Origin of the sequence: Streptomyces sp. NPDC101194 (assembly GCF_044767885.1) — a bacterium.
Lineage (GTDB): Bacteria > Actinomycetota > Actinomycetes > Streptomycetales > Streptomycetaceae > Streptomyces.
In genome coordinates this window covers 48,514-60,914 of record NZ_JBIWOS010000005.1, presented here as the reverse complement: position 1 = coordinate 60,914, position 12,401 = coordinate 48,514, and the positions used below count along the sequence as shown (strand labels likewise).

Genomic DNA, 12,401 nt, shown 5'->3' with positions numbered 1-12,401 from the left:
GGGTGGGTCAGGCACCGGCCGGGAGCGGGGCGGCCGGGTCGAGCAGGCCGGTCTCGCGCAGGTCGTGCCAGAAGGCGACGGGGATCTCCTCGCGCAGGGCGTCGAGGTCCTCGGCGATGCGGGACGGGCGGGTGGCGCCGGGGATCGCGGCCACGGCGACCGGGTGTGCGAGGGCGAACTGCAGTGCGGCGGCCTTGACGGACACGCCGTGCCGCTCGGCCAGCACCCGGATGCGCCGGACGGTTTCCAGGATGTGGGCCGGAGCCGGCTGGTACTCGAAATGGGTGCCACCGACCAGGACGCCCGAGCTGTAGGGGCCGCCGACGACCATGTCGACGCCCTGCTCCTGTGCCGCGGGCAGCAGTCGCTGCAGCGCCCGCCGGTGGTCCAGCAGGGTGTAGCGGCCGGCCAGGAGGAACGCGTCGGGGCGCGGTTCGTCCAGGGCGAGGGTGAGTTCGACGGGCTCCACCCGGTTGACGCCCAGGCCCCAGGCCTTGATCACGCCCTGGTCGCGCAGGTCGTCGAGGACACGGAAGGCGCCGGTGCGGGCCGTTTCGAACTGGGCGAGCCAGCGGTCGCCGTGGAAGTCCTGGGCGATGTCGTGGACCCAGACGATGTCCAGCCGGTCGGTGTTCAGCCGACGGAGGCTGTCCTCGATGGAGCGCTTGGTGGCGTCGGCGCTGTAGTCGTCGGTCATCTTGTTGGGGCGGCCGTGCTCGAAGAGGCCGCCCTTCTCGCCCAGGTCGCGGGCGGCGGGGTCCTCCACCTCGTCGGCGATGACACGGCCGACCTTCGTGGACAGGACGTAGGACTCCCGCGACTGCTGGGACAGCATCCGGCCGAGCCGGATCTCGGCCAGGCCCGCGCCGTAGAACGGGGCCGTGTCGTAGTAGCGGATGCCCTGGTCCCAGGCGGCCTGCAGGGTGGCCTGTGCCTCGTCCTCGGGGATGGCGCGGAACATGTTGCCCATGGGGGCGGTACCGAAGCCCAGCGGGCCGGGCAGCAGATCGGTGAGGCTCATCAGGAGCTCCCTCTCGTGTGTGGTGGTGGGCCGCTCGGCGCCTCCCCGTACGCCCTTTCGCAGCTTGCTTGCGTACGACGATACTTGCAGACGCCGACTAATGCAAGCGCTCTTTAATGCATGGGCGTTTTAAGTGCGTGTGCGGGTTGTTTCGGGGGCGTCCTCGGTCTGCGGGAACGGTGGAAGGTCCTGTGGCCCGGGTCTTCCTCCGCGGAGGAAGACCCGGGCCACATCTTCGGGAGCTGGTGGTGCCGGGTGGCGCGGGAGCGCCGTGGTCGGTGCCGGGCTCAGGGCAGGATGGAGTCGACGTAGCCGCCGTCGACGCGCACGGCGCCACCGGTGGTGGCGGAGGCATGGGGCGAGGCGAGGTAGACGACCATGTTCGCGATCTCCTCGGGCTTGATGAGGCGCTGAATCAGTGACTGGGGGCGGTACTTGACCATGAACTCGTGCTGCGCCTCGTCCCAGGGCAACGCGTCGCCGACGAGCTCGCGGACGAATCCTTCGACGCCGCCGGTGTGGGTCGGCCCGGCGATGACGGAGTTGACGGTGACGCCGGTTCCGGCGGCGTCCTTGGCGAACCCGCGGCCCACGGCGAGCAGTGCGGTCTTCGTCATGCCGTAGTGGATCATCTCGGCGGGGGTGGCCACGGCCGAGTCGCTGGCGAGGTTGAGGACCCGCCCCCAACCCCGTTCCTTCATGCCGGGCAGAAAGGCGCGGATGAGCCGCACGGCGGACAGGACGTTGACTTCGAAGTAGCGGCGCCACTCGGCGTCGTCGATCTCCAGCGGAGGGGAGGCGCCGAAGATGCCGAGGTTGTTGACGAGGATGTCGACCGTGGGCACGGCCTTCAGTACAGCGGCGGCCCCCTGCTCCGTCGCCAGGTCGCCCACGGCGCCGGTGACATCGTCGCTGCCGGAGTCGGTGCGTGCCGTGCGGACGGCTCCCGCGACGTGCTCCTCGTCACGGCCGTTGACGACGACGCGGGCTCCCGCGCGGGCGAGGCCGACGGCGATGGCGTGGCCGATGCCCTGGGTGGAGCCGGTGACCAGAGCAGTGCGGCCGGAGAGATCGATCTGCATGATGCGTTCCCCTCGTCGAGGCTGTGGAGCTGCTGAGGCGATGTCGGCGTCCCGGAGCGCCCGTCCGACGTGGACGGGCGCTCCGGGACGTTCGGGATCAGTTGAAGGTGTCGGGGTCCGGGCCGGTGCGCAGACCCCGGTCGAGGCCCGCGAGGGCTGCCATGTCGGCGTCGGTGAGCTCGAAGCCGAAGACGTCGAGGTTCTGCCGGATGCGGTCGGGGGTGACGGATTTGGGGATCACGATGTTGCCGGTCTGCAGGTGCCAGCGCAGCACGACTTGCGCGGGGCTTACGCCATACGCCTCGGCGACTCCCACGATCGCGTCGTCCCCGAGTACCGCGCCCTGGGCGAGGGGACTCCAGGCCTCGGTGGCGATGCCGTGCTCGGCGTGGAAGGCGCGCAGCGCGGTCTGCTGGAGACCGGGGTGCAGCTCCACCTGGTTGACCGCCGGGGTGATGCCGGTGTGCTCCAGGAGGCGCCGCAGGTGGGGGATCTGGAAATTCGAGACGCCGATGGCGCGGGCACGCCCGTCGGCGAGGATCCGCTCCAGCGCCTTGTAGGTCTCCACGTACAGGTCGCGGGCCGGGGTGGGCCAGTGGATGAGGTAGAGGTCGACGTGGTCGAGGCCGAGCTTGTGCAGGGAGGCGTCGAACGCCGCCAGGGTCCGGTCGTGCCCCTGGTCCTCGTTCCACAGCTTGGTCGTGACGAACAGCTCCTCGCGGGGGAGGCCGGAGGCGGCGATGGCCCTGCCGACACCGCGCTCGTTGCCGTAGATCGCGGCGGTGTCGATGCTGCGGTAGCCGGCCTCCAGGGCGCCGGCGACCGCGACGGTGGTCTCCTCGTCGGGGACCTGGAAGACGCCGAATCCCAACTGCGGCATGGTCACACCGTTGTTGAGCGTCACGTTCGGTACGGAAGTCATCAGGTGTCCTTTCTTCGGTTCTGCTGTGAAGGAGAGCGGAGCAGGGCGTGGTCAGCAGGCGCCGACCATCGCCGCCCCGCCGGTCGAGTTCGGTCAGAGAGCCTGGAGGGCGGTCCGGGCGAAGGTGTGGTCCTGCTCGGGGGCGCCACCGCCGAGGCCGAGGGCCCCGATGAGCTGTCCGTCGCGATGGATCGGCACACCGCCGGCGATGAACAGCAGGGGCTTGTTCAGCGCGGTGGCCAGGGAGTGGAAGGGGCCGTCCGGCTTGACGAGGTCGACCAGGTCGGTCGTCGGCGCGTTCAGTTGCAGGGCGGTGTAGGCCTTGGCCGTGCTGGTTTCGCCGGAGACGAGGACGGCGCGCTCGTCGCGGCGGAAGGCCAGCAGGTTTCCGCCGGCGTCCAGGACGGTGATGCTGACGGGGACATCGGCTGCGTCGGCAGCGCGGCGAGCGGCGAGGACGAGGGTCTCTGCGTCGGTGGCTGTCAGCGGGGCCGCGGTGGTGGTGCGCATGGGAGATTTCCTTGTGTCGGTGGGGGAGGGCCTGCCGGTGCGGCGCGGGTACGGGGGATCAGGAGCGGACAGCTCCCGTCGCGGCGGAAGTCGCACCGTGGTCGGAGGCCTCGGCGAGGTCGAGGTTCGCCGGAGTGGAAGCCGCAGTGGTGCGGTTGGGCCGCAGTTCGAGCCGGTGCGAGATGACGGCCAGCACCAGGGCGGCGGCGGCCAGGATGGCCCCGACGGCGTTGGGTGCCGTGTAGCCGAGGCCGGAGGAGATCACCAGGCCGCCGAGCCAGGCGGACAGGGCGTTGCCCAGGTTGAAGGCGCCGATGTTGGCCGCGGAGGCCAGCGTCGGCGCGCCGTGGGCATGGTCGAGGACGCGCTTCTGCAGCGGCGGGACGGTGGCGAAGCCGAGAGCACCGATGAGGAAGATGGCCACGACGGACGTGGCCTTGCCGGAGGCCAGGAAGGTGAAGAGCAGCAGGACCAGTGCCAGGCCGCCCAGGGCGGTGTAGAGCATGGGCATGAGCTTGCGGTCCGCGAAACGGCCACCGATGAGGTTGCCTGCCACCATGCCCAGCCCGAAAGCCACCATCAGCCAGGTGACGGAGGATTCCGCGAAGCCTCCTACCTCGGTCATCATCGGTGCGATGTAGGTGATCGCGGCGAACACGCCGCCGAAACCGAGAACCGTCATGGCCATGGCCAAAACGACCTGGACGTTCTTGAAGGCGGCGACCTCGTGTCGCAGTTGTACTCCATCCGGCCTGGGTACGTCGGGTACGAGCTTGGCGACGCCGACCAGGCCGAGAACGCCGAGGGCGGCGACGAGCAGGAAGGTCACGCGCCACCCGGCGCTCTGGCCCACGAACGTGCCCAGGGGCACACCGACGACGTTGGCCACGGTCAGGCCGGTGAACATCATGGAGATGGCGCCGGCCTTCTTCTCCGGTGCCACCAGTTCGGCGGCGACGACGGAGCCGATTCCGAAGAAGGCGCCGTGGGCCAGTGAGGCCACCACTCGGCCGATCAGCATGACGGCGAAGACAGGTGCGACGGCGGAGATGAGGTTGCCGACGATGAACAGTCCCATGAGCAGCATGAGCATGTTCTTGCGAGAGATCCTTGTGCCGAGGACGGTCATGATCGGCGCGCCGATCATGACGCCGAGGGCGTAGCCGGTGACCAGGAAGCCGGCCGTCGGCACGGACACGCCGAGGTCCGCGCCGACCTGGGGCAGCAGCCCCATGATCACGAATTCCGTGGTGCCGATTCCGAAGGCCCCTATGGCCAGGGCCAGCAGTGCGAGTGGCATGACGAGGGTCCTTTGACCTACAGAGTGAAGTTGCGTGAGCGTCTTACGTGCATCAACAATAGTTGCATACGAAGGCTAATGGCAAGCGCGGGTATAGTGAGGTCCGTGATATGGGGCAGGTCCCCGCCTGCGCCTCCCGCTCGTACGACCCGACCGAGGGAGCTGCTCATGACCGCCACCGACCCGGCGATGACCGCACTGGCGCACAACTGGTCGGCGCTCTCGCTGCTGCATGGGCGGATCGAGAACAGAGTCGAACGTGCGCTTCAGGCCGAACACCGGTTGAGTGCACGCGAGTACTCGCTGCTGGACGTGCTGAGCCGCCAGCACGACGGAGAGGGCGGACACCTGCAGATGCGGCAGGTCGCCGACTCCGTCGTCCTCAGTCAGAGCGCCACCACGCGGCTGGTGACCCGGCTTGAGAACCGCGGGCTGCTCTCGCGCTACCTGTGCCCCACCGACCGCCGCGGCATCTACACCGACGTCACCGACGACGGCCTGCGCCTGCTGGAGGAGGCCCGTCCCACCCACAACACCGCCCTGCGCGAGGCCCTCGACCAGGCAGCCGCCGAGCCCGTGCTCGCGCCCCTGGTCCACGCCGTCCAGCAACTGCAAGGCAGTGTCCAGCCGGTGTGACCTGCCGCCGCGTGAACGGCCGGTTCGCGTCCGGCGGAGACGGTGCGGCGCCGTGGAGCAGGAAACCGGTGACGGGCGGGTCGAGGAGGATGCCGGTGATCGGCGTCGCGGCGAACGCGAGGGGTCCCGTGGATGCCGAGACCGTTCCGTGCGCGGCCGTCGGCGCGCTGTCGGGCGGCACTGTGGCCGGCATCCTGTTGGCGCCGGTGATGGCGGTCTGCATCGCGCATCCCGTGGCGGCGATCGCGGCTGTCCTGCCGTCGGCGGGCGCCCGAGCCGGGCCCCGCGGCTGCGCAAGTGACGGCAGGCCCGACCGGTGCCCATGCCGACCTCCGGCCGATGCCGCAGACGCCCCTCTCCACCGGGGCGCAGGACGCCGGCCTGCGACAACGCAACTCTGGAAGCCTCGAAGCCCCGCCGGTGACGGTCAGTCGTCGGTCTTGATCTTCTTCATGGTCAGGTGGGATTCGACACGCAGGATCCCGGGGAGGCCGGTGAGCTTGCCGGTGAGGAACACGTTGTAGGCGGCGTGATCGGCGACGGCGACGCGGAGGAAGTAGTCGGGACGGCCGAACATCCGGCGGAACTCGATGACCTCCTCGTACGAGGCCAGCGTCTCCTCCAGCGATTCGATGGTCTTCAGGTCGTTGGCGTAGACCTCGATGTCGATCATGACTTCCAGGCCCCGGCCGACAGCTTCCGGGCTGATGACGGCGCGGTAGCCGGTGATGACGCCGGCCTCCTCCAGGCGCTTGAGGCGGCGCAGACACGGCGGCGGGGTCAGTCCGACTCGTTTGGCCAGTTCGACGTTGGTCAACCTCCCGTCCTGACGGAGATGAAACAAAATTTCTCTGTCGACTGCATCGAGGTGGAGTTCATTGCTCACAGGCTCAGAATATGGGAATGATTGGAAACCATATGTGTCGACAATCCTACTAAAATTTCAGCATGCGCATGCCTTCGGTCGCTGCGAGCGACCCTCCTCGTCCTGCCCTCGCCTCCGCGCCCCGACGCCGGTCGGAGGCTCCGGCGGCCCTGAAGGACTCCGCCTCTGTGGGGTTGGGCCTGCTGCCGCTCGGCCTCGCCTTCGGGGTGCTCATCACCCATGCCGGTCTGCCCTGGTGGTGCGCGAGCCTGTTCACCGCCGTCGTCTACGCCGGCTCGTTCGAGTTTCTCCTCGTGAACCTCGCCCTGGCGGTCACGCCTCTGGCGACGGTCGCGCTGACCGCCTTCCTGGTCAATGTCCGGCACGTGTTCTACGCACTGTCCTTCCCCCTCGACCGCGTGCGGGGGCGTCTCGCCAGGGCCTACAGCACCTTCGCCCTGACCGATGAGGCGTACGCACTGACCACCGGCGAACAGGCCCGGTCCTGGTCCGGCGCGCGCATCGTGTGGCTGCAGGTGTTCATGCAGCTGTACTGGGTCGGCGGCGCCACCGCCGGCGCCCTGCTCGGCTCGGTGGTACCCAACAGCGTCACCGGCCTGGACTTCGCGATGACAGCCCTGTTCGCCGTGCTGGCCCTCGATGCCGTCCGGGAACGGCGTGGTGACCTGCCCACGCCTGTTCTCGCGCTGCTCAGCGCCCTGGCTGCCCGCCTGCTCTTCCCCGGCCAGATGCTGCTGGCCGCCTTCGTCCTGTTCACCGCCGCTCTTCTGGCCCGACAATTCACCACCGGCGGGAGAACCGGTGAGGGGGCGTCTCGTGCCTGACACCCGCTACCTGCTCCTGGCCGTCGCCGTCTCGGCCTTCGTCACCTGGGCCCTGCGGGCCTTGCCCTTCACCGTTCTGGCCTCGCTGCGGGCCAGCAGGACCGTGCAGTACCTCGGCGCCCGAATGCCGGCCGGTGTGATGGTGATCCTCTTCGTCTACTGCCTGCGCGATCTTCCGCTGGCCGAGTCCCGCGCCGCCGCGCCCCTGGCCGCTCTGACCGTCACCGTCGGGCTGCACTTGTGGCGTCGCAACGCCCTGCTGAGCATCGTCGGCGGCACCGTCGTCAGTGTGGCCCTGGCCAGCACTCTCTTCGCAGGCTGACACGCTCCTCCCACGCCGTGACGCGGGCCGACGCCCTCGACGACGACCGCATCAAACGGGGTTGTCGTCACCGCGTTCGTGCGCATGGGTGCTGGGCGTCGTTGCGTTCGGCCGCGTGGTTCGAAGGCGTTGCCGGACCGTCGACGCCAAGAGCCCATTGCTCGTGTGGGCAGGATCCCTCCGGCAACAACCGGAGTCTTCGTCGTGCAGGAGACATCGCAGGCACCTCGTCGTCCGGACCGGGCTCGCTGCGGCGGTGAGGGGCAAAGCCGCCGCAGTGACTGTCGCCCCGCCCCCACCACGATCGGTACCAAGAGCGCCCGCATGGTTGCCAGTGCGCGCGCAGTGGTGGCGAACCCGAAGTCGATTAAGCCGGCCGCGTACGACCGGGCGCGGAGCCTCCTGGCCGGCGCCGGACGGCGGCCAAGTCGCCCTCCAGGGCGCGCGGGAACGTGACGAGGCCCTTCTCCCCGTGAGGAGAAGGGCCTCGTGAGCGAGCGCCGGGCAGGCCTTGCACCTGCATTTCCCCGCAGGAAGCGGGGCGTCTTTCCTTGGACCACCAACGCAGCCTCAGCCGCCGTGAGTTGTGGCGAACTGGCAAGATCAACCATAGCGCACGGGGGCCGTCTGCCGGGCCGGAGGGTTTCGACGCACGCGCCGTCGACGGTGTTTTCGCGCGGAGGATTCCGAACCCTCGCCGGACGAGCTTGTTCGACGGGGTCGGTTCCTCCCGGGGCCGGCGGAGGTCGGTGGCCGGCGGACGGGCAGGACGAGCCGGGTATGGGTGCGGCCGCCGTGTTCGCTCAGGTCAGCCCGTTGCCCGGTGCGGTGGTGCGGCGGGAGCGGGCCAGAGCCAGCCGACCGAGCACCGCGGCGATCAGCCCCAACAGCAGGGCCAGGGCGCCACCGACCACTCCGTTGCCGGTGCCGGGGCCGCCGTCTGCGACGGCCAGATTCACCGCGCCGATGACCATGCCGGTCAACCCCGCCACGAGGGCCACGATCGGCCTGCTTCGCCTGTTGACGGTGCCGATACGGTCGGCGGAGCGGGCCAGAGCCAGTCCGCCGATGACCACGCCGGCCAGCGCCACCAGCGCGGCCGTGGTGCCCACGAGTCGCCCGGCGGTCAGGCTGTAGGCATCGACAGCGGCCGACTGCGCCGAGACGGGTGCGGTTGTGGGTGCGGCAAGCATGAATTGGACTGACATGAAGTACTCCTTCTCCTCCTGTGACTCGAACGTCGCCTGATCATGTGCGCCGGACCCACCGCTCGTCGTCCGGCGGGCGCAGGCAATTCGCGCTGCCGCCGATGCCGCATCCGGCTGCCACGGATGCTGCAGGAGTCACACGGGTACCGCGCGTGCGGTAGTCGGCCGATCATCCGCGCGCAGGAGTCGCCTGCGCGGACACCCGGCTAAGGTGCGCGCATGGGCAGGGAATGGATCGGTCTCGGAGACTGGGCGATCGCCATCGGTGTAGCGGCGACGCTGCTGGTCACCGGCTTGTCCGGGCAGCACTCCGCCACGATGGTCGACCTGCTCGGGTACGCGCTACTGATGGCTGGTGGGCTGGCGTTGGCCGCTCGCCGCCGATCTCCGGTAACCGTACTGACCGTCACCGGGCTGTGCGCGGTGGGATATCAGGCCGCCGGGTTCGACGTGCCTGCCGTCGCGTACCTGTTCGCGGTCTACGCGGCCGTACGAGCGGGACACCGTACTGCCACGGTGGGGGCGAGCGTGACCATGTTGGCAGCTCTGCCCCTCGCGGCACTGGCGTCGGGCCTGCACGACACGGGCGAGGCGTTCGCCCAGGCCCGAGGCGCCCTCGAACTGGCCTGGCTGATCGCGGCCGGCGCTGCGGGTGAAGCGCTGCGGCAGGCCGAGCGGCGGGCGGACGAGGCCGAGCACACCCTGGAGGAGACCGCTCGGCGCCGCGCCGACGAGGAACGACTGCGCATCGCACGGGAGTTGCACGATTCGCTCACCCACCAGATCTCCGTCATCAAGGTGCAGGCCGAAGTTGCCGTGCACGTGGCCCGCAAGCGGGGTGAGGAGGTGCCGGAGCCCCTGCTGGCGATCCAGGAGGCCGGCCGTGAGGCGAGCCGGGAGTTGCGCGCGACCCTGGAGGCGCTGCGCGACGACGATGCGAGCCCGCCGCGCGGACTCGACCACGTCGCGGAACTCGTCGAAAAGGCCCGTACGTTCGGTCTGGACACAACTCTGACGGTCGAGGGACAGCGACACGTTGTGCCGGCCGCGGTGGAGCGGACCGTCTACCGGATCGTTCAGGAGTCGCTCACCAACATCGCGCGTCACGGGGATGCCACCACGGCGTCGGTCCGAATCGACCACCGGTCCGATGCCCTCGCGATACGCATCGATGACGACGGCAAGGCGACGCAGGACACCGCACCGACGCCCGGCGTCGGACTGCTCGGCATGCGTGAACGAGTCACGGCCCTCGGCGGCCGACTGCGCGCCGAACCCCGTGGCGAGGGCGGCTTCACCGTCCAGGCCGAACTCCCCGTCGACCAGTCGTCATGATCCGTGTCCTGCTGGTCGACGACCAGCCACTGATCCGCAGCGGATTCCGCGCCCTCCTCGATCTCGAAGACGACATCGAGGTGGTGGCCGAGGCCGCCGACGGGCAAGAGGGCCTGGTTCTGGCCAGGGAACACCTGCCCGACGTTGCCCTCGTCGACATCCGGATGCCGGTCGTCGACGGCATCGAGGCAACCCGGCGCATCGCGGCGGACCCGACGCTGGCCGGGGTGCACGTCGTCATCCTGACCAACTACGGCTTGGACGAATACGTCTTCAACGCGCTGCGCGCCGGTGCCGCCGGGTTCCTCGTCAAGGACATCGTGCCGCAGGACTTCCTGCACGCCGTACGCGTCGCCGCGCGCGGTGACGCCCTGCTCGCACCCTCGATCACCCGCAGGCTCATCAACCGGCACGTCGCCCAGCCGCTCCACACCGGCACCGACACGGGACTGGAAGAGCTGACCCACCGCGAACGCGAGGCCGTGGTCCTGGTCGCGCGGGGCCTGTCCAATGACCAGATCGCCGACCGTATGGTGATCAGCCCAATGACCGCAAAAACCCATGTCAACCGGGCCATGGCCAAGCTCCACGCACGTGACCGCGCCCAGCTCGTAGTCCTCGCCTACGAATCCGGCCTGGTAGCCCCGCGCAACCCCTGACATCCACGGTCCGGGGGCAGGCGTGATCCTTTCGAGGCACGCAGGCTCGTGTCACAGGCTTGCCAGGGCGAGGAGCCGGTGAATGTGTTCGGGCGACAGGTTGGGACTGCCGGCTGCGGCGGTCGCGACCGATTCCGATGGATCGGCCAACAGCCGCGTCAGGTCGTGGGCCGGAAGCCTGGGGTGGGGCGCGATGGCGCGGCGCACGGTGTGATCGGGATCGGCGGCAAGGCGACGGACGAGCTCCATCGGCAGGTCGAGGTCGCGTGGAGCCAACCGGCGCATCCTGGGGTCGGGATCGGTGGCCAGGCGCCGCAGGGTGTCCACGGGGAGGGGGAGGTCGTCGGCCGGACGCCAGCGCGTCGTTTTGTCCGGGCGGTGGCTGCGGTCGATGCGTTCGGCGGTGGCGGGATCGATCCTGTCACGGGCGTGCAGGGCCATCGTCGTGCGGACGCTGCTTTCCTCGTCGTCGAGCAGCCGGGCCACGACCGGCGCCGGGAGGGAGCCGGACATCGCTGCCGAAGCGCGGAAGCAGGCGTAAGGCGAGTCGGTGTACGGCAAGGGGTCAGCGGTCACCCACGGCAGGCGCAGCGCCCGAAGCTGCGCCCGGGCAATGTCGTGCATGATTTCCCGCTCGAGCGCGTGATCGTCCATGGTCCGGTGATCGGCGAGCCAGTCCAGCGGGGGCACCTCCGGCAGGATCCGCGCGTGGATCGCGGCACGGGTCGGCTCAGGAGTGTCCTGGCGGGCGAAGACACGGAGGGTGACCTGCGGGCTGGGGTCCTCGGCAAGAGTGTCGCGCAGCGGCGGCGGGAGGTCGGGGTGCTGGGCGAGTTCCGTGCGTACCTCGTCGTCCGGGTCGTCGGCCAGCCGCTCGGCGGTGGCCGTATCCAGTGTGCAGTGGCGTACCGCTCCGGCGCGCGTGACCGGGTCGGCCAGCAGCGCGGGGAGCAGGTCGGCGGGCGGGACGGGGTGGGGAAGCCGTCGGAAGTAGGTGGCGCAGGCTCCTGCGCGCACGGTCTCTTCCGGGTCGGTCAGCAGGAGCCGACGCACCGACTCCGGGGCCTGCGTCCACCATTGGGCAAGGGCCGCCCGGATCTTCGGGTCCGGGTCGGCCGCCAGCCGGGCGCGTAGATCCGTGGGCACGTGATCGCTCTGCGCCAGGTATTCGCGCACTTGAGGGTCGGCGTCGCCGGTCAGCCGCTCGTACAGCTCGCGCGGTGCGGCGCCCGCGCCGACCACGACGGCCGCGCGAATCGACGGGTCGGGGTGCTCGGCGAGTTGCATCCGGAAGACATGAGGGAGGCTGCGGTTGAGGGCGAGCGAGTGCGTGAGCCAGTGATCGTCGACGGCGATGATCTCAGTGATCATGTCATCGCCGAGGTCCGGGCGCTTGGCAACCCCGCCGAGGCCCTTGCGGTAGGCGAAGAGGCGGCGCACGAACTCACGCGGCAGAACGGGGTTCATCGCCAGTCCCTCCATCACCTTGTGGAGGTGGACCGGGGACGATGGCGCGTCCGACATTGCGTACGACCCTTCTGCCTGGGTGAGCTGACCGCCGAGTCTGTCATGCGCCGTCGGCCCCCTGCGGTTCGGGAAGCCCGATGCAGAGCACCGGCTTCGTTCACTTCGGCGCTCGTGCGGAGCCTCATGAGCCGTGCTTCGTGCAGGGTCGCGCGCGATCGAGTGCCCGGAC

At 69.8% G+C, this 12,401-nt stretch carries 13 protein-coding genes; 5 read left to right on the top strand and 8 right to left on the bottom strand.

Going from position 1 to position 12,401, the window contains the following annotated elements; all coding sequences use genetic code 11:
- Positions 1-7 precede the first annotated feature (7 nt).
- The 5 genes from ACIRP2_RS20220 to ACIRP2_RS20200 form a co-directional block, all read right to left on the bottom strand.
- Positions 8-1,021, bottom strand: a complete 1,014-nt coding sequence (locus tag ACIRP2_RS20220) for an aldo/keto reductase (RefSeq protein WP_404252082.1) — start codon at positions 1,019-1,021, stop codon at positions 8-10.
- A 287-nt stretch (positions 1,022-1,308) separates the two neighbouring features.
- Positions 1,309-2,103: an SDR family NAD(P)-dependent oxidoreductase gene (locus tag ACIRP2_RS20215; RefSeq protein ID WP_404252080.1), complete on the bottom strand. Its 795-nt coding sequence runs from the start codon at positions 2,101-2,103 to the stop codon at positions 1,309-1,311.
- A 97-nt stretch (positions 2,104-2,200) separates the two neighbouring features.
- Positions 2,201-3,025 carry an aldo/keto reductase gene (locus ACIRP2_RS20210; RefSeq protein WP_404252078.1) on the bottom strand — a complete coding sequence of 275 codons (825 nt, stop codon included), beginning with the start codon at positions 3,023-3,025 and terminating at the stop codon, positions 2,201-2,203.
- A 93-nt stretch (positions 3,026-3,118) separates the two neighbouring features.
- Positions 3,119-3,535 (bottom strand): heme-binding protein, encoded by a 417-nt coding sequence (locus ACIRP2_RS20205; RefSeq protein ID WP_404252076.1) that lies wholly within the window; start codon positions 3,533-3,535, stop codon positions 3,119-3,121.
- 58 nt (positions 3,536-3,593) lie between these two features.
- On the bottom strand, positions 3,594-4,835 hold the full coding sequence (locus ACIRP2_RS20200) for an MFS transporter (protein WP_404252074.1): 1,242 nt from the start codon (positions 4,833-4,835) through the stop codon (positions 3,594-3,596).
- Positions 4,836-5,003: 168 nt separating this feature from the next.
- Here ACIRP2_RS20200 and ACIRP2_RS20195 point away from each other — a divergent pair, with 168 nt between their 5' ends.
- A complete protein-coding gene (locus tag ACIRP2_RS20195) occupies positions 5,004-5,471 on the top strand; it encodes a MarR family winged helix-turn-helix transcriptional regulator (protein ID WP_404252072.1) in 468 nt (155 codons plus the stop codon).
- Positions 5,472-5,898: 427 nt separating this feature from the next.
- Here ACIRP2_RS20195 and ACIRP2_RS20190 read toward each other — a convergent pair whose 3' ends face one another.
- Complete coding sequence (locus tag ACIRP2_RS20190) at positions 5,899-6,315, bottom strand: Lrp/AsnC family transcriptional regulator (RefSeq protein WP_404252873.1); 417 nt, start codon at positions 6,313-6,315, stop codon at positions 5,899-5,901.
- 209 nt (positions 6,316-6,524) lie between these two features.
- Here ACIRP2_RS20190 and ACIRP2_RS20185 point away from each other — a divergent pair, with 209 nt between their 5' ends.
- Positions 6,525-7,181 (top strand): AzlC family ABC transporter permease, encoded by a 657-nt coding sequence (locus tag ACIRP2_RS20185; protein WP_404252070.1) that lies wholly within the window; start codon positions 6,525-6,527, stop codon positions 7,179-7,181.
- Complete coding sequence (locus ACIRP2_RS20180) at positions 7,174-7,503, top strand: branched-chain amino acid transporter permease (RefSeq protein WP_404252068.1); 330 nt, start codon at positions 7,174-7,176, stop codon at positions 7,501-7,503. The genes ACIRP2_RS20185 and ACIRP2_RS20180 overlap by 8 nt, the downstream gene beginning before the upstream one ends.
- Positions 7,504-8,306: 803 nt before the next feature.
- Here the strand turns inward: ACIRP2_RS20180 and ACIRP2_RS20175 are convergent.
- Positions 8,307-8,711: a DUF6223 family protein gene (locus ACIRP2_RS20175; protein ID WP_404252066.1), complete on the bottom strand. Its 405-nt coding sequence runs from the start codon at positions 8,709-8,711 to the stop codon at positions 8,307-8,309.
- 219 nt (positions 8,712-8,930) lie between these two features.
- Between ACIRP2_RS20175 and ACIRP2_RS20170 the strand changes: the two genes are divergently transcribed.
- Together ACIRP2_RS20170 and ACIRP2_RS20165 are read left to right on the top strand one after the other, a co-directional pair.
- Positions 8,931-10,046 carry a sensor histidine kinase gene (locus ACIRP2_RS20170; RefSeq protein WP_404252064.1) on the top strand — a complete coding sequence of 372 codons (1,116 nt, stop codon included), beginning with the start codon at positions 8,931-8,933 and terminating at the stop codon, positions 10,044-10,046.
- Positions 10,043-10,705, top strand: coding sequence for a response regulator (locus ACIRP2_RS20165; protein ID WP_404252062.1), 663 nt, complete (start codon positions 10,043-10,045; stop codon positions 10,703-10,705). The genes ACIRP2_RS20170 and ACIRP2_RS20165 overlap by 4 nt, the downstream gene beginning before the upstream one ends.
- A gap of 51 nt (positions 10,706-10,756) precedes the next feature.
- On the opposite strand, the gene ACIRP2_RS20160 is transcribed toward ACIRP2_RS20165, so the two are convergent.
- Positions 10,757-12,229, bottom strand: coding sequence for a hypothetical protein (locus ACIRP2_RS20160; protein ID WP_404252060.1), 1,473 nt, complete (start codon positions 12,227-12,229; stop codon positions 10,757-10,759).
- Positions 12,230-12,401: the final 172 nt, after the last annotated feature.